The sequence below is a fragment of the Methylobacterium sp. C1 genome (assembly GCF_001854385.1).
Taxonomy (GTDB): domain Bacteria; phylum Pseudomonadota; class Alphaproteobacteria; order Rhizobiales; family Beijerinckiaceae; genus Methylobacterium; species Methylobacterium radiotolerans.
This window is the reverse complement of sequence record NZ_CP017640.1, coordinates 5603006-5618285: the sequence shown is the minus strand read 5'-3', so window position 1 is coordinate 5618285 and position 15280 is coordinate 5603006. Positions and strand designations below refer to the sequence as shown.

General features: G+C 69.0%; 15 protein-coding genes and 1 pseudogene. 3 read left to right on the top strand and 13 right to left on the bottom strand.

Going from position 1 to position 15280, the window contains the following annotated elements:
* Nucleotides 1–6: 6 nt before the first annotated feature.
* Together BKE41_RS25910 and BKE41_RS25905 are read right to left on the bottom strand one after the other, a co-directional pair.
* A complete protein-coding gene (locus BKE41_RS25910) occupies nucleotides 7–1674 on the bottom strand; it encodes a TniQ family protein (protein WP_071000291.1) in 1668 nt (555 codons plus the stop codon).
* A complete protein-coding gene (locus BKE41_RS25905) occupies nucleotides 1671–2177 on the bottom strand; it encodes a hypothetical protein (RefSeq protein WP_043075217.1) in 507 nt (168 codons plus the stop codon). Before BKE41_RS25905 ends, BKE41_RS25910 begins: the two co-directional genes overlap by 4 nt.
* Before the next feature lie 456 nt (nucleotides 2178–2633).
* Here BKE41_RS25905 and BKE41_RS25900 point away from each other — a divergent pair, with 456 nt between their 5' ends.
* Nucleotides 2634–3668 carry a phage exclusion protein Lit family protein gene (locus BKE41_RS25900; protein ID WP_083374425.1) on the top strand — a complete coding sequence of 345 codons (1035 nt, stop codon included), beginning with the start codon at nucleotides 2634–2636 and terminating at the stop codon, nucleotides 3666–3668.
* 132 nt (nucleotides 3669–3800) lie between these two features.
* Here the strand turns inward: BKE41_RS25900 and BKE41_RS25895 are convergent, their stop codons facing one another.
* The 8 genes from BKE41_RS25895 to BKE41_RS25860 form a co-directional block, all read right to left on the bottom strand.
* A complete protein-coding gene (locus BKE41_RS25895; RefSeq protein WP_238195010.1) occupies nucleotides 3801–4127 on the bottom strand; it encodes a DUF6527 family protein in 327 nt (108 codons plus the stop codon).
* Between the two features lie 11 nt (nucleotides 4128–4138).
* Nucleotides 4139–5533: a ThiF family adenylyltransferase gene (locus tag BKE41_RS25890; protein WP_071000290.1), complete on the bottom strand. Its 1395-nt coding sequence runs from the start codon at nucleotides 5531–5533 to the stop codon at nucleotides 4139–4141.
* Complete coding sequence (locus BKE41_RS25885) at nucleotides 5533–6225, bottom strand: multiubiquitin domain-containing protein (protein ID WP_043075260.1); 693 nt, start codon at nucleotides 6223–6225, stop codon at nucleotides 5533–5535. Before BKE41_RS25885 ends, BKE41_RS25890 begins: the two co-directional genes overlap by 1 nt.
* A gap of 143 nt (nucleotides 6226–6368) precedes the next feature.
* Nucleotides 6369–9797 carry a UvrD-helicase domain-containing protein gene (locus tag BKE41_RS25880; RefSeq protein ID WP_043075261.1) on the bottom strand — a complete coding sequence of 1143 codons (3429 nt, stop codon included), beginning with the start codon at nucleotides 9795–9797 and terminating at the stop codon, nucleotides 6369–6371.
* Nucleotides 9784–10416 (bottom strand): hypothetical protein, encoded by a 633-nt coding sequence (locus BKE41_RS25875; protein WP_043075262.1) that lies wholly within the window; start codon nucleotides 10414–10416, stop codon nucleotides 9784–9786. The genes BKE41_RS25880 and BKE41_RS25875 overlap by 14 nt, the downstream gene beginning before the upstream one ends.
* Entirely contained in the window at nucleotides 10413–11186 is a 774-nt protein-coding gene (locus BKE41_RS25870; RefSeq protein ID WP_043075263.1) for a sigma-70 family RNA polymerase sigma factor, read from the bottom strand. The genes BKE41_RS25875 and BKE41_RS25870 overlap by 4 nt, the downstream gene beginning before the upstream one ends.
* Before the next feature lie 133 nt (nucleotides 11187–11319).
* Nucleotides 11320–12117: a metallophosphoesterase gene (locus BKE41_RS25865; protein ID WP_043075264.1), complete on the bottom strand. Its 798-nt coding sequence runs from the start codon at nucleotides 12115–12117 to the stop codon at nucleotides 11320–11322.
* Entirely contained in the window at nucleotides 12114–12668 is a 555-nt protein-coding gene (locus tag BKE41_RS25860) for a metallophosphoesterase family protein (protein WP_043075265.1), read from the bottom strand. The genes BKE41_RS25865 and BKE41_RS25860 overlap by 4 nt, the downstream gene beginning before the upstream one ends.
* Nucleotides 12669–12924: 256 nt before the next feature.
* Here BKE41_RS25860 and BKE41_RS30555 point away from each other — a divergent pair, with 256 nt between their 5' ends.
* A complete protein-coding gene (locus BKE41_RS30555; protein WP_083374424.1) occupies nucleotides 12925–13617 on the top strand; it encodes a DNA-binding protein in 693 nt (230 codons plus the stop codon).
* Nucleotides 13618–13744: 127 nt separating this feature from the next.
* Here BKE41_RS30555 and BKE41_RS25850 read toward each other — a convergent pair whose 3' ends face one another.
* On the bottom strand, nucleotides 13745–14341 hold the full coding sequence (locus tag BKE41_RS25850) for a hypothetical protein (protein WP_052517016.1): 597 nt from the start codon (nucleotides 14339–14341) through the stop codon (nucleotides 13745–13747).
* A 93-nt stretch (nucleotides 14342–14434) separates the two neighbouring features.
* Nucleotides 14435–14515 (bottom strand): annotated as a pseudogene (locus BKE41_RS30550) (arsenic resistance protein ArsH); the annotation flags it as partial.
* Nucleotides 14516–14738: 223 nt separating this feature from the next.
* On the opposite strand from BKE41_RS30550, the gene BKE41_RS25845 reads away from it, so the two are divergent.
* On the top strand, nucleotides 14739–14948 hold the full coding sequence (locus tag BKE41_RS25845; RefSeq protein WP_043075266.1) for a hypothetical protein: 210 nt from the start codon (nucleotides 14739–14741) through the stop codon (nucleotides 14946–14948).
* Nucleotides 14949–14975: 27 nt separating this feature from the next.
* Here the strand turns inward: BKE41_RS25845 and BKE41_RS25840 are convergent, their stop codons facing one another.
* Nucleotides 14976–15188 carry a DUF2188 domain-containing protein gene (locus tag BKE41_RS25840; RefSeq protein WP_043075267.1) on the bottom strand — a complete coding sequence of 71 codons (213 nt, stop codon included), beginning with the start codon at nucleotides 15186–15188 and terminating at the stop codon, nucleotides 14976–14978.
* Between the last annotated feature and the right edge of the window lie 92 nt (nucleotides 15189–15280).

The following is a 15280-nucleotide window of genomic DNA, read 5'->3' as shown; positions in this document are numbered from 1 at the left end:
GGCCGGTCATGCGGCGTCGGCCGCCGACAGGCAAGCCGTCAGGTCGCGGCGTCGGTAAAGCTTCATCCGGACCCGGTCGTACGCCGCCGCGTCCCCGATGCCGGCTTCAGCGAGCCGACGCATCGCCTGCTGGGGCGCGAGGCCCAGGACGGCGGCCGCCTCCTTCAGGGTGACGTACTCCGAGGCGAACGCCTCGACGCTCGCCCTGGTCAACGCCCTCACTGACCGCGGATCGCGCGGGCGGTATCCGGGTGACCATTCCAGCATCCCTTCCCTGACCGGGCACCACAGTCTCCCCGGGTCCACGCCGGCCAGCATGGCGGCCGCCTCGGTCTCGGTGACGTCGTCGGGGGAGCCGGCGCCCTGGAGGACCGTGGATAGCTCGTCGCGGTCGATCAGGAGGTCGCCGTAGCGTCCGCCCGTCGTATGGCGTCCGACCCATGCGAGCCGCTCGTCGAGGATGAGGTTCAGGATCTCGACGGTGCCGACGCGCAAGCCGGGCGCCGCACGCTCGATCGTCATCCTCGGCTCGGCGGGGTTGGCCACCGGCACCGCGTTCCTAAACAGCCTCGCCATGAAGGCGTCGACGTCCGGACGGAGGAATCGGCGTTTCGAGCCCGCGTTCCGGTCGGCCTCGGGCAAGGGCGACAGCAGTCCCGCCTCCTCAAGGTGCCCGACCTGCTTCGCTGAGAAGCCGGTCCTGGCGGCGACGTCCTTGGCCGTGAGGTGGTCCTCGACGTCGGCGACGACCCTCCCGAACTCCTCGACGGTGATCCAGAGCCGCCGCCCGTCGGCGACCGCCTCGGGGCCGACCAGCCGGATCAGCCCGGCGTCGGACCGGGAGCTCGAAAAAGCGGCGCTCCTTTGCGTGTGCATGCGCCGCTCGTCCAGCCGCACGCCGAGGAAGGCGGTCCCCGGGCTTATGGGGAGCCTCCCGAAGGCGTGCTCCCGCAGGACGTGGCGGAATTTCTCGAACGCGACGTCCTTGGGATTCGCCCGCAGGACTGCGTGGACGCGCCCGTAGACCTTGCCATGGCCGACGGAGCCGCGCTTCCCGAAACGGACGCGCCCGACGATGCCGTCGAGGGCGCTCCCGACCGCCTCGGCCCCCTGCGCGGCGGTGCGGTAGCCCTCCTCCGCGGCCCGCGCGAGGTCCGCCATGCCCATGTCCGAGGGATGCGTTCCCGGACCGTGAAGGACCGAGGTCCCGAGCCCCTCGCAGAAGGCCGAGGCGGCGTGCAGGGGCACGTCGTCGAGCCAGTTGCCGGGATTGCGCATGCCATCGAGCCTGGCGACGAACCAGTCCACGAAGGCGGTGCCAGTGGCGGGTTCAGCCTCCGCCCGGAGCCGGTCGAGCACGGGGAGCACGCGGCGCGCCAACGTCGCCGAGAAGTCGTGACCGGCCCGGAGCGTCGCATCGGCCTCGACGTGGACCAGCACGGCCCCGTGCCGGCCGCAGACCCGGACCGGTAGCAGCAACCATTCAAGCCTCGACCACGGCCGGGCCTTCGTGGGGTTCTCGAACCGGGCGAGGTCTTCCGCGACGCAGTGCGGGCAGACCCTCGTCGCGGAGGTCAGGACCGATCCGGGCGGGAGCCGGTGACCGCCGACCTCCGCGGCCTTGTCGCCGACGGCGTGCGTGGGCGTGTAGCGACCGAGGTCGAAGCGGCTCACCGGCGTCGGCCGGCGCAGGTTGGCCAGGAGATCGGCCCGATCCTGACGTAGAGGTCGGCGGATGCGACGAGGGTCGCAGGCAGGTAGCGCGCCGGGCTCTGCGAGACGCCTGCGACGCGCGCGCCGTCCGAGAGCAGGCGCCCGACCTTCTCATTGCCCTCCGTCGGTCTATCCTGAGTGCGTGAGGCGCCGGATCTGCAGCAGATGTGGGCGAAATCGGTGAGACTCCGGAGCGCCAGTTCGATGCCGGGGATCCAGTCCGGGCTCGGAACCTCGACCACGACGGCGATGCCGTCCGCTTCCCGCAGGCGGCGCAGACCCGCGGGGCCAAGGGCTTCGGCGAGCGCCACGGTGGGAAGCACGTCGCGGGCGGGGCGTAGGCCGTTCAGGCAGGCGGCGACGTAGGTGTCGTCGGCCGCTTCGACGGGGAACTCGACATCGATGGGGTCCGCCGGCGGGCGACGCTTGCCGAGGATGCGGCTCTCGATGGTCTGACGGGTCATGGCTGCCTCCAAGCGCGAGGCAGCCATCCGCTGACGCGGCGAGCTAGGCCTCGGGAGGTTTCTGGGTCTGGCGAGGGATGCGCGGCCGGCCGGCTATGCCGACGGGCGTCGCGGACCGGCGGGAACGCCGGCGATCCCGTTTTCGCGGGCACGTCCAGGGCATAGAAGGGCTTTCGAGGCTGGGGCCGCCCGAGCGTCAGCTACGAGGGCGGTATGGGTGCTTCCGCATCGGCGGGGGCACAGGAAGCGCCTTCGACGCGCCGAGAACACATACAGAACGCCGCGAATCGGCGTCAACAGATTTGGCAGTTCCCGAACTACCTTTCATGCGTTCCCGTGGATAGCGGGGATGACGCTGGGGGCTCTCTACCGATCGCGCGAACCCCAAGCTCGCTCGCGCCCTAGCCCAAGGGTTGCCTCGGATCACCCCGAGAGCGTGCGAGCCGCCGATACTTGATGGCCAATGGGCGTCCTAGCCATATCGGCGGCGGCAGGCACGACCTACTCGATGCCGTGTCCCGCGCCGCACGTAGAGCAAAATCCATGAGTTGCCTTCCTCAGGTGTTCTCGACATTCCGACCCGTCGTCGAACGATGGTACCTCGCCTGCTGTGACGATGCCGGCGTGACACCGGCCGAAGTGCCCTTGAAGCTTGAGGACTTGGCTCTGGAAGTTCCTCGGACCTTCAGGTCGGAGTTCGCGGCCGTGACGCCCCCGCCTGCAGTGAGGATCACCTGGAACGGTCTTGCGAGCCTGTGGGCTTTTTCCCAGGCGGTCGTTCGGGTCGGACGTCCCATGTTCGAGGCCCAGAGAACAGCCGACCCTACCGCAGGCCCTCCGCAGCTTGCGATCGGCGGAGAGCTTGAGGAGGGGCTGCATCTCTTCGAACTGTCGTCGAGACTGAGCAGGAACAAGTTCGACGGCTGGGTCGATTGGGCTCCGGTGCCGGACCCCGACGCCGTCGGTGCCAGCCTTGGCGGCAACCGCACCTTCGAGAACGCACTCGGCTGGATCATGCGTCACGAGTTGGCTCATCTGAGGCTGAACCATCATGCCGTGGCCGAGCCGTTGCCGCACGAAGCCAAGGAACAGGAATTCCAGGCCGACGCGCAAGCCACGCATTGGATGAAGGGATCGTTGCAGGTCGATCCGGGCAGGGCTCTGGAGACGCGACCCTCGGAGACCGAGCTGGATCTGGAGCGGCGTGCCCTCGGCATGTTCACCGGGCTTGCCTGGGTGGCGCAATTCGAACTCGTCCCTCATGGAAACAGCTCGACGCATCCGCCCGTGATGGATCGCATCGGTAGGATGATCGGCGACCTGAGACTCGCGGATGACAGTTTCGCCTGTGAGATGCTCTCTTACGTGACCAAGGTGTTGGTCGATCCGGAAGGCGTATGGCCTCCGGACCAGGAAGTCCCGACCGCCAAGGACGCGGCGATGGAAGCGATGTTCAGGCTGAGCCGTGCGGTGGCCGCCTTCAAAGGCTGACGCGCGGTTCGAAAGGCTCGTAGATCCCGGTGACCCGGGCCGGCCAAGCCATGCCCGGGTGTGTCGCGCTCTCGGGCATGGCTTGGCATGCTTGAGGCGTCGCCTAACGAGATTTCGACGCCGGCGTCGCGGTCAGCACCACTCGACCCTGCCCTTGCGGAGCCAGAAATGGCTCTTGCATCCGACCTTGCGCCAGACGCTGGGTGCGAGCGACGCGGTGCCGTCCCAATGATCCCTCAACTTCCAGCCGGGACGGTCGCCGGGGACGAGCGAGAGCTTGATGGTCTCGCCGCAACCGCAGGGGCAATCGAAAGCCGCGAACCAGCGATGGCCGTCCTCGCCCACGACGTAGACGGTGCGCGGGGCGAGCGCGTCCGGCTCCTCCTCAACGAAGGCGGCGGTGTGGCGTCCCCGACGACGGGAGACCCAGCCGAGGGCGGCCCGGATCTTCGAGAGCATGGCATCCCTCATCACGCTGCCCTCGCGAGCATGTCGAGGGCGGGCCGGTTCAGGAACGGCACCATGTCGCCGCGGCCGACGTAGCGGGCCAACGCCTCGTCGACGCCCTCGTCCGGCAGGTTCTCCCAGTAGCCGGCCGTCAGGCTGAACGTCTGGGTGGCGAACCCGCCGTTCGGGTCGAGCCGCGAGGGATGCAGCCTCAGCAGGAACTCCATGACCGCCAGGCTGGAGAAGAGCCCGTTCAGCGCCCCGACCGCCGGTCGGTCCTCGGGAACCCCACGGATGTAGCCGCGGGCGAGCCGGTCCTCGTAGGCCGCCGGATCCTGCCTGCGGAGGCTCTCGGCTTCCAGCATGCCGTCCGTGTAGAGGCCCCGGCCCCGCAGGCTGGAGCGTCCGGGTTGCAGGTAGTGGACCGAGCCGCAGATCTGCCCGATGCCCCCATGTCCGTCGGCGTCGAGCATCACGCCGACATCGAAGTAGGCCAGGCCGTAAAAGGTCGCGAGCCGGTTCAGCAGATCACGCCCCTCGACGCCGTCCATGCATCCGAAGACGACGTCGCAGGTCGAGATCGCATGCAGGGCGGCGGGGTGGGAGAGGTCGTGGGCGAAGGCCTCGACCCGCGAGCCCAGGCCGAGCCGTTCGACGAAGCCGGCGAGCACCTCGACCTTCGGTCGTCCGATGTCGCCCCGCGTCGTGTTGACGATGCGATTGAGGTTCTTCTCCTCGACCTTGTCCGGATCGACGAGCACGATCTCGCCGACGCCGAGCCGGGCGACCTGATCGACGAGTGGACTGCCGGTGCCGGAGCAACCGACTACGCCGAGCCTGAGCCCACGGACAGCCTGGAAGGTGCCGCGTCCGAAGGCCTGCGCGTGCCGCCGGGCGAACTCGGGGATCTCGCGATCCGCGTCCGCCGGCGGCCTCCAGAAGCGGATGTCGTCGCCCACGACGCAGACGTGATGCAGTTCGCCATGCGTCCCGTCGGCCCTGTGGGCGCGGGCCAGCACGGCGCCCGAGGGCACCATGACGGCGCTGAGGTGCGGGGCCCCGTCGTCGACCCAGGCGTGGACGCTCCCGAACAGGGCGGCGTCGGCCTCGTCGTCGACCTCGCTGAAGTGGAGATTCCCGCCCGGATGGGAGTGGATCTTCGCCACCGCCATCCCGCGCCGCGCCGCCTTGTCGAGCAAGGGTTCGAGGTAGGAGGTTGGCCAGGTGACGCGCCGGTCGGTGCGCTGGCAGGCCTCGTGGGGCACCGGGACGATCTCGTGGACGACGAGCTTGGTGCGGCCGGGCGACACGGCCCGACCGCACAGCATCAGGGCGACGGCCTCGCGGCCATCCCCCGGGAAAAGGTGGGCGTGGATCGCGGCGTGCTGGGCGCCGGTGAGGGCGAGCGTGACGCGCATCAGGCGGCCCCCACTTCCTTGGCGAGGTTGTGCTCGACGACGGCGAGGTGGGTGCCGATGTCGTCGATGTCCGGCCGCCAGGGGTTCAGGCCGGTGCGGTGGCGCGACCAGCCCTGCCAGTGCTTGCCCTCGAAGATGTCACCGACGAGCGCCCGGATCTGCGCGCCGTCCGTGCGGGCCAGGGGCGGGTGGAAGTACCACATGTCGATCTGCGAGGTCGGGTATCCCGGCAGGAGCCGCAGCATCAGGTCCGTCCGTTCCGGCGCGTAGCCGGCCCGGACGGGATAGCCGCGGATCACGACGCGGGGGACGCCCATGTCCTGGACGGTCTCCCAGCGCAGTCCCGTGGCGTCGAGGGTCTCGCGATCGCCCTCGGGCAGCACGAAGTCCCGGCGAAGGGGGAGCGCCTGCTCCCCCTCGGTCTGGTCCAGCGGCAGGGTGATGAAGCGCTCCTCGCCCTTGTCGCTGACGTGCACCACCTCGTCGAGGGCGATCGGCTTCATGGTGGCGCCGATCTTCTGGAGGAGCTTGAACCGCTCCGGGTGGTGCTTGCCGGCGATGACGAGGAGGTCGCGGCCGGTCAGGTCCGGAAGCGGGTTCTCGTACTCCGTCTTGTCGATGCGGAAGCGATAGACCTGGACCTTGCGGGTGCCGTCCTCGTCGCGGTCGTTGTCGTGGCCGTTGGTCGTCATGACTGTTCCTTTCGATCTCTCGGTGGGTCGGGTGCTCCCCGCACCGTCGAGAGGTTGATCGAAAGGGACCGGCGGATCCGGAAACGGCCGCGCTCACTTTTTTTCCAGGATTGATCGCGGCCATCTTGCCGGCCGGCCGAGCCTCAGCGCTCCCTGGACAGGGGGTGCCGCACGAAGGCGCCGCCGGCCGGTAGGCCAGGGCAGGCGAACAGGTGCGGGCAGCGGAGGCAACCGCGCCCGGGATTGGGGGCGAAGCGGCCAGCGCCGACGTCGGCCATGTGCTGGGCGACGGCGGCCACGAGTTCCGCCCGCTTGTCGGGCGGGACCGGTCGGCGGGTCGCGCCGGTGAGGTGGATCGCCTCGACCGTCACGGGCTCGCCGAAGGCCTGCTCGGCGGCCGCATCGAGGATCGCGTATTCGATCTCCTTCTCAAGCGAGGCCATGGCCTTGCGCGTGGCGACGCGCCTCACGACGAGGCGGCCGTCACGGGTGCGCACCACGTCGTGCGCCCGTGACAGGACATGTCCGCCGCCGGCGCCCAGGCGCAGGGCCCTGGGGGGCTGCCGGCCTTCCTCGGCGCGCGTGCCCACGAGGAAGCGGAGCATCTCCTCGGCGATCTGCCTATAGGCGTTGGCGTGGCCATGCTCGGCCGGCCCGTGCCCCTCCCAGGCACCGTCGAACGCCGCCGCGAAGCCCGCCGGCTCGGCCTGCGCCGCGTCGAAGTTCCGGTCGAGCCAATCGATCATCGCCCGGACGGCGTTGTGCATCCGGATGTAGGGGTTCTCGTCGCGTCGGCCGCCGAGGCCGAGGACGTAGGTGTAGAGGAAGCGCAAGCCGCACTTCCCGTAGGAATCGAGGTGCTGGTGATCGAGTTCGACCGGCACGCTCCAGGCCACCGCCACCGGTGGCGGCGCGGCCGCAGCCGGCGGTGCCGGGAGAGGAGCGATCGGGGGCGCGGGGTCCAGCGTCGCGGCGATCCGGGCGTTGTACGCGGACGGGTTGCGCCTCCTCGCTCCACCCTTCTGAAGCGTGGAGCGGTAGAGGCGCAGGCCGTCCCGCGCGCGGGAGAGCAGCACGAAGAACAGGCAGGCCTCCTGTTCTTCGTGGCCGGCCACGCTGGCCTGGAGGCCGGTCAGGCCCGCGCTGCCGGCGATGAGACCGTCCGGCGGCGGGCAGTCCGGCGCCTTCGCGCTTCTGGGCAGCCCCGTCGCGATCATGCCCGGGGCATGGACGAGGTCGAATTCGAGGCCCTTGCTGCCGTGGATGGTCATCAGCCGGACGGCATCGAGCTCCAGGGCGGCGTCCGGGAACTGGCGCAGCGAACGCTCCTCGTTCAGCCGGATCAACCTCCTGATCTGACGCGAGACCTCGGAGGTCGGGAACTCCCCCTCGATCGGCAGGGATCTGAGGAAGTTGAGGAATTGCCAGACCGCGACGCCGGCCATCCGGTCGGCCAGCGTCGTGGCCCCGCCGATGCGGCGCGCGATACCGAGCCTGTCGAGCACCAGGGCGCTCGCTACGTTCCAGGGATGGGCGCGGGCCTCGAAGCCGCCGCAGGCGTCGCGTAGGCGCCTGAGGGATTCACGCCCGGCGAGGCTCAAGCCGGGGAGCGCGTCGGCGTCCTCCAGCCAGGCCAGCGGGCCGCCGGCCGCCTCCCTGAGGTGGACGGCGACGAGGGCGACGTCGCCGAGGCCCATCGCGACCTCCGGGATCATGGCGACGCGCACCAGCGTCGCGGCGCGGGGATCGTGGAACAGGGCGAGCAGGCTGAGCAGGTCCTTGATCTCGGGCCGCTCGAAGAGGGGCCCGAGGTAGAGGACGGGGATGTTCCGAGCCGTCAGGCCGGCGGCGAACGCGGCGAGCCGGTCGTTGGCCGTGCAGAGGATCGCCTGGTCGCGATAGTCGATCCCACCGTCGTTCGCCTCGGCGACGGAGGCGGCGACCAGCGCGATCTCGTCGTCGGGCGTGCCGGCCTCGTGCATGACCGGTCGCCGGCCGCAGGCTCCTCGATCGGCGGTGAGGCGGAGATCGCCGAGGCGTCGGAAGGCCTCGACGCTCGACGCGAAGGCCGAGAAGGTGTCGATGATCTCGCCGCGGGAGCGATAATTGACGGTCAGTGCGCCGTCCGTCGCTTTGGGATAGTCGTCCTTGAAGGCACCCATGCTCGCCGAGGTCGCGCCCCGGAAGCGGTAGATCGACTGGCGGGCGTCGCCGACCACCCAGAGGCGCTCGCCCTCGTCCGCCGCGAGTGCCGCGATCAGGCGCACGGTGGCGAAGTTCACGTCCTGGTATTCGTCGACGAGGATGTGACGGTGCCGGAGCGCCAAGGCCCTGGCGACCTGGGGATGGTCGGCCATCAGGCGAACCGGCTTCATGATGAGGTCGCCGAAGTCCAGGGCGTCGCTGTCCGCCAGGAGGCGTTCGTAGGCCGCGTAGACGAGTGCCTCCTCGGCCGCGCGCTTCGCCCGCAGGCGTGTCGCATCGTCGGTCGCGGCTCTCTCCATGGCCTCGGCGAGCTCGGCGTAGCGGACGTGATCGACGAGTTCGTCCTTGGCCCGCGAGATGGCGGCGAGGATGTCCGCGAGGTTCTCCTCGGGATCCCAGAGATCGCGGTAGTGGTCCAGGGCCAGGCTCGGGATCACCCCTTCGAGCATCGTGATGGCCGTGGCCTTGTCGACGAGGCGCGGGCTCGCAGGGAGCCGGAGCCGATCGTGGAAGCGGCGGACGATGTCGAGGCCGAAGGCGTGGAAGGTTCCGATCCAGACTGAGGCGGCCGCCTCGGGATGGGACAGGGCGAGCCGGTCCATCAGCTCGCCGGCCGCCTTGTTCGAGAAGGTCAGGACGAGGATGCCGTTCGGGTCGACGCCCTCGTCGATGAGGCTGGTCACACGCCGGATGAGGGTCCTCGTCTTCCCCGTGCCCGGGCCTGCCTGAAGGAGATAGGGGCTGCCGCGGTGCGCCACGGCGATGTCCTGGCTGGGGTCGCGCCGGAGCGCACCGCCGGAGGGGACGGCGACCGCGTCTGGGACCGGCGGAAGCAGCAGGGCATCGAGCAATTGCTGGGTGACGACGTCTTCCGTGATGCCGAGGCGGGCGGCGATGTCCGCGACGCTCATGCCCTCCGCGTGACGATCGCGCGCGACCGATCGTGGCAGCACCAGTTCGCGGGCGAAGAGGTCGGCCTGGACCTCCCGACGCTCGCCTCGCCCATAGTCGACGAGCTTCTCGACGGCGGTGCCGCTCTCCGCCGAGCGGCTGGGATCGGTGTGGTGGGTGAGGACCGGGTCCGTGCAGCCGTGCATCGCCACATGGCCGAGCTCGTGCCCGATCAACAGGGCGTCGCCACCCGCCGTGCCAGTCTCGCCGTACAGGATCCCCTTCGTGTCGGGATCGATGCGCGCTTTGCATCCATGCAGCGACACGTCGCCGGCCTGCACCGGTTGATGCCACAGGTCGTGCGTGGCGATGGCACGTACGACGATGTCGAACGGCTGCCAGGGATCACCGCCGTCGGCGACGATCTCCCGGTGGATGCGTGCAGCTCGTTTCCTCGCGGCCTCAATCGGATCCACGTTCGGCCCTTGCCATGTTGAGCAGCCGTTCCTGCTGCTCGGGGGTCAGGCCGGACGTGGCGACGGCTTCCTCGAAGCTCTGCTTCGCCCCGGCTTCCGGTTTCCCGTCCGATTTGGCCATCATGCCGCGGGGTATCGCGGAGGGTCGTCCGAGGCTGGCTATTATGAGGTCCACTTCATGCCCGACCTCATCGGCGACGAGCTTCGAGAAAGCCCTCGGGAAGCGGGCCGCCTCGATGAGGCCGTCCTTCATCTTGATCAGAAAGAGCGGGGTCACATCCAGGCGCGCCGCCAATCGCGGGAAGGCCGCCCCGCTGAACCCGGCGAAGACGTTCGGCAACGCCGCCGCGCTGCGCACGGGGGCTCTCTCGACGTCCGACCTTGTTCCGGCCTGGAAACGGGCCCATGCGGACGCCACCGTAGCTTTTGTCGAGGCATCGGCGGGCGGTAGCGGGCGGGAGGGTTCCAGCACCATCTCGACCGCCAATTCCGTCAGCTCCCGGCGCAACTCGGGGTGATCCTTCGCATACGCTTCGAGGCGTCTCGGCGTCGGCTCACCCTCGGTCGCGAACATCATCAATACGTCGCGCGCGCCGCGCGCGGTGCTGGTCGTCGTCATCGTCCCTCTCCGAGTTCACGACGCAGCTTCTCGTACGCCTTCTGGAGGCGATACCGTATCGCCCGGTCGGAGACGCCGCAAAGCTTCGCAATGGTTTCCGCGTCGTCGCCCTCGATGGGATGCCCCTTGAGGACGAGCGTGACAGCCACCCTTTCGTGGTCTGGCAAACGGTCGATCGCCCGAAGAAGCTCGTTCCGGAAATGTTCTTTTTCCTGTTCGGCGCCCTCTGCCTGGGAAAACTGCCTGAGTTGCTTGGCCAGCGCGGGAAGTGGCTGACCCTCCTGGTCGTGCATGTCCTCGACGTGATCTTCCTTGGCGGCGAGGCGTCCGGACGCGCGCAGCACGTCGATGCGCAACGCGGCGAGCGCGCTTGCGAAACGCACCTCGAAGTAGTCGAGACCGTCCCCAGGCTGGTTTCGGTCCTCCACCAGGAGGTCGACGAACCTGTCGGCCACCTCCTGTCGCAACTCCTCGGGATCGTAGAGGGAGCTCGGCCGGATGGATCCTTTCAACGACCGGGCGACCCGATCGAGGAGGATCTCGAACAGCTGCGCGAAGCGGTCATCGGAATTGTCGAGGCGGGTCGACCTGACGAGGTGGAGCAGGCACTCGGGCTCCATGAAGCCCGGCGCTCCTCGATCGTCGACGCGGGCCTCGCGGATGACGGCGTCGAGATCGAGCCCTGCGGCACGGTCTATGGCGGCGTCGACGGAAGCCGTCCTGACATAGAGTTCCCCCGTTTTCTTGCGCTTCGTGAGAGGAGGCGGCATGCCGGATCCGTGTCGCGTTCGAGCAATGCTACCTCAAGATGATTCGCCGCCAAGCTCGAAACGTCGGGCGTGTCCTCTTCTCCCCGAAGTGCGTCTTCGGAGTGCGCGGCCCTGCTGACCTTCCGGTGGCCGATCAAGGCAGGTCGATGGTGCGACCATCCTCGAAGCCGCTGGCTTCCTCGTGGTGGCCGCGCGAGTTGCAGACCATCCGGGTCCGGCCGACGTGGTAATCGACGCTCCGGTGGATGTGGCCGTGGACCCACAGGTCCGGGCCGCACGCGTGGATCAGGTCACGCAGATCCGAGGTGTAGCACCAGCCGAGATCCTCGTGCGGACGCGGCAGGCTGTCGGGCTGCGGCGCGTGATGGGTGACGACGACCGTCGGGCCGTCGTGCGCCGTCGCGAGCGTCGCCTCCAGGAATACACGCGTCTTCCTGTGCAGGGCGAGGATCTCGCCCGGCTCGACACGGTGCCGTGACCGCGGCCCGTTCCGGATCCGGCGATAGTCGTTCATGCCGCCGCGGCCCTGGGCGGCGCGCATGGCGGCGTGAAGCCCGAAGGGGCCGAGCCGGAAGTCGGTCCAGAGCGTGCCGCCGGCGAAGCGCGTGCCACCGATGACGACGGCGTCGTCGAGCAGCAGGTGGATGCCGTGGCGCGCGGTGACGTCCCGGCCGCGGGACAGCTGGTCGACGAGCGTGTAGCGGTCCTCGCCCCGGTCCCACCAAAAGACATGGTTGCCCGGAACGTAGACGACCAGCACGTCGGGCAGGCGCTCGGCGAGCCAGTCGAAGGCGCGCACGAGCGGCGTATGGACGTCGCCCGCGACGACGGCCACGTCGAAGCCGTCGGGCGGCGCGTGCGCCGCCGGATCCCAGGCGTTCTCGGGCCATTCCTGATGGAGGTCGCTGAAGACCCAGAGCTTCTGCGTCATGGCGCCCTCCCGTCGTTGGCGGCATTCTCGGCGAGGCGGATGCGGATCTCGTCCAGGGTGACCGGGCGGAAGCCGAAGCAGTCCACGCCGACGTCGGTGCTCGCCGCGGTGCCGGGCAGCGTGCCGTGGGAATGGCCGTAGAGATGGATGTCGCCGCGGTGCATTCGGGGCCAGACTCGGTGGGCATAGTGGCTGCACCACACGCCCTGGACAGACCCGTCCGGCAGCGGAACCTGCACGTGGGCGACGTCGAAGATGCCGTCCCAGGGCAGGCGCGCGCCGATGCGGTCGTGGTTGCCGCGAACGAGATAGCGCCTGGCGCCGTTCAGTCGCGTGAAGATCTCCCGGGCCTTGGCTTCGGAGCAGCGGTAGCAGAAGTCGCCGAGGTGCCAGACGGTGTCGCCCGGGCGGACGTCGGCGTTCCAACGCACGATCAGGGCCTCGTCATGGGCCTCCATCGTGTCGAAGGGGCGTCGCAGGCCCAGCCGGTCGCCAAGGGTGGCCCGGTGCGCGAAATGATGGTCGCTTGAGAAGAGGATCCGAGGGGGCATGAGAGCCTCGCGCGCTTGGCGGAGGCTCGACGCAGGTGGTCTCGCGCTCCGGGTTTTAGGGGGGCGTGGGACGACCGATGCGTATCATGGCGGGCTCCTGGGTCGGGGCGGTCCTTATTCCCTGGACGGTCCCGGGGCGCAAGGAGCGCGACTCGGTGGGGTAGCGGTAGCGGTAACGCGACCATGATTTGCTACCGAAATCCATAGGCTCGTTAACCATCTTGGGTGATGCTCGTGGCGTGGCGGGGGGCGGGCCATGAATGAGCAGCGGAAGCAGGAACTGTTCAGGGCGGCGGACGGGCTGTTAGCCAGGACCGGACGCGTGTCGCTGCGGACGCTGATCCCGCTTCTGAAGAAGGGCGGCTCGAACCGTGAGGTCGGGCCGGCGCTGGCGGAGTGGAAGGCGGCGAAGGGCTACGCGCCAGCGCTGAAGATCAAAGAGCTGCCGGTGCCGCTGCAGGATGCGCTGGCGAAGGTGGCGGGGGATCTCTGGGCGGCGGCGCAGGCCGAGGCGGCGGCGCGGCTGACCCGGGACCGCGAGAACCTGGCGGTGACCGTGCGTGCGAGCGAGGAACTGCTGGCCGAGGCGCTGGATCGTCTGGACGCGGCCGAGGCGGAGATCGCGGGGCTGCGCGAGAGCGTCACGCGGGCCGAGGCGCGGCTGGAGCGGGGCCGGTCGGAGGAGTTCTGGGACCGCGTCATGCGGGAGATCTACGAGATCCTGCGCGCCTCCGGCACGATGACCGCGGCGCAGATCCTCCGGCTCCTGAAGCCGGCGACGGTGCGCGGGGCGGCGGATCGCCGGGAGCCGCTGACGCCGAGGACACTGCACAAGAAGATGTCGGTGCGGGTGAGCCACGGCTGGTATTTCGAGCGCGGCGAGACGGGATTCTCGCGCGGCACGTTCCCGACGCTCGGCCGCGCCAGGGAAGCGGCTCCCCCAGCTTGAGCGAAGCGGCCACGGTCGTTGCCGGCTGGCCCGCCGGAATTGTGCCGACTTTATCCGCGCCGGCATATTCGGGCGCAGACGACGGATCCGCCCGGCGTTTCTCTGTGACCGCCGGCCAGCGAACCGCTCAATCGGGATCGCTCAAATTCATGGGCAGGGGCTCGAAGCGATCGCGAAACTGCTTGCCGAGATCCTGACACGCCATGAAGGCATGGTGGTTCAGCTTCGAGCAAAGCTCGTAGATGCGGAAGATCTCATCGAGGTCGAAGCGCGGCCGCTCCTCGAACCGCGGCATGAACAGGTTCATCTCCGCGCCGTTGTGATTGAACACCTCGTGGAGATACAGCATCCGTAGTTCCACGGCGTCGGCGTCGGAATGCCCGTAGAGACTATTGCGATGGGCGACGACCTTCTCGTGCAGGGCCAATTCGGCCGAGGACAGTTCGACGCCGAGCGCCTTCCAGCCGAGCTTCGGGACCCGTCCCTTGGATTGCGAGAACGGTCGTGCGTAGGCCACGACCATCGTTGTCTCGTAGCAACGGAACTTCCGCCAGGCCGGCAGGCCGTAGACGACGTCGTCTTCCAGTTCCTGCAGGAGGAAGGTGGCCGCGCTCATGGCCTGCGCGAAATCGGAGCAGGAGAGCTGAAGGCGCGTGAACCGATGGAATTCGGCTTCGTCGCGAGGGCTCGGCGCGGCTGCTGCCCCGTTATCCGGTTCGTCCATGCTCCGATGCCCCCGATCGTATCGTCCCGTTCGAAACCTGACCCGATCGCGGCATGATCGGGAAGGGGCAGCGTGATCGGGCCGGACGGTTCCTCAACGCTTCACGAAGCCGATGTCGGCGACGACCGCCTTCAGGCGCTCGGGCTCCCGTTCTTTCCGCTCGCTGTAGCGGTCGGCGCGCTCGCGGGTACCCGCACTGGGGAATGTCGGGCTGGCTGCCGCCCTATGGCGCGTGTGCGGTCCCGATCCGAAAAACAGCGTTTGACCTCCCGCCGGCGGGAAGCGTCGCGAAGGCTGTCGCTCCTGATTGGCGCGCTTCATCCACCGTCCGGAACCCGACGATACGCGAGAACTTGGCTTCGAGGACCGGGCGGTTTGCCCGGCGGGAGCACGCATCATGTCGAGTGACACCGAAAAGCATCGCGAACTGCTCAGCGGCCTGAAGCAGGCCCGGGGCAAGGCGGACGGCTCGTTCGAGGCAGCCATCACGGCCGCCTTCGAGCATGTCTTCGAGCATCTGGAGCGCTTGAATGGCCACGTCTCGTCGGGCGGTCCCGGCGGAGCGGACCGGCATCTCGAACCTGACGAGAGCGCAACCCTTCGCTGACGAAGGTCGCGATCCGACGGCCGTGGACTATCGGGTCTTCCGAAACTGGTCGGGACCGCCGACCTTCGTGTTCCGGACCCGCGCCACGTTCGGCTTCTTGTCGGGCTCCAGTTCGCGAGCCCGCTCGATCCCCGCCTTCTGGGTCGGCGTGATGGCGCTCGCGCGCTTGGATCCCTCGCGGCGCACGGCGAAGTCGCCGTCCTCGCGCGGCTCCACGTAGATGTTTCCTGGCTTGGTCATCGGCAGTCTCCGTCACCAACTAGGCGTGACGTGATGGCTGGCCGCCACGCTTTCAATGCACGGGTCAACCATTTGACCCACGCCAAGGGAGA

Excerpts from the sequence above, each read along its gene's own strand:
- BKE41_RS25865 (WP_043075264.1), bottom strand. The coding sequence starts at position 12,117 with ATGACGCAGAAGCTCTGGGTCTTCAGCGACCTCCATCAGGAATGGCCC.
- BKE41_RS25860 (WP_043075265.1), bottom strand. The coding sequence starts at position 12,668 with ATGCCCCCTCGGATCCTCTTCTCAAGCGACCATCATTTCGCGCACCGG.
- BKE41_RS25885 (WP_043075260.1), bottom strand. The coding sequence starts at position 6,225 with ATGACGACCAACGGCCACGACAACGACCGCGACGAGGACGGCACCCGC.
- BKE41_RS25870 (WP_043075263.1), bottom strand. The coding sequence starts at position 11,186 with ATGCCGCCTCCTCTCACGAAGCGCAAGAAAACGGGGGAACTCTATGTC.
- BKE41_RS25850 (WP_052517016.1), bottom strand. The coding sequence starts at position 14,341 with ATGGACGAACCGGATAACGGGGCAGCAGCCGCGCCGAGCCCTCGCGAC.
- BKE41_RS30555 (WP_083374424.1), top strand. The coding sequence starts at position 12,925 with ATGAATGAGCAGCGGAAGCAGGAACTGTTCAGGGCGGCGGACGGGCTG.
- BKE41_RS25875 (WP_043075262.1), bottom strand. The coding sequence starts at position 10,416 with ATGACGACGACCAGCACCGCGCGCGGCGCGCGCGACGTATTGATGATG.
- BKE41_RS25845 (WP_043075266.1), top strand. The coding sequence starts at position 14,739 with ATGTCGAGTGACACCGAAAAGCATCGCGAACTGCTCAGCGGCCTGAAG.
- BKE41_RS25895 (WP_238195010.1), bottom strand. The coding sequence starts at position 4,127 with ATGCTCTCGAAGATCCGGGCCGCCCTCGGCTGGGTCTCCCGTCGTCGG.
- BKE41_RS25840 (WP_043075267.1), bottom strand. The coding sequence starts at position 15,188 with ATGACCAAGCCAGGAAACATCTACGTGGAGCCGCGCGAGGACGGCGAC.
- BKE41_RS25905 (WP_043075217.1), bottom strand. The coding sequence starts at position 2,177 with ATGACCCGTCAGACCATCGAGAGCCGCATCCTCGGCAAGCGTCGCCCG.
- BKE41_RS25890 (WP_071000290.1), bottom strand. The coding sequence starts at position 5,533 with ATGCGCGTCACGCTCGCCCTCACCGGCGCCCAGCACGCCGCGATCCAC.
- BKE41_RS25900 (WP_083374425.1), top strand. The coding sequence starts at position 2,634 with ATGGCCAATGGGCGTCCTAGCCATATCGGCGGCGGCAGGCACGACCTA.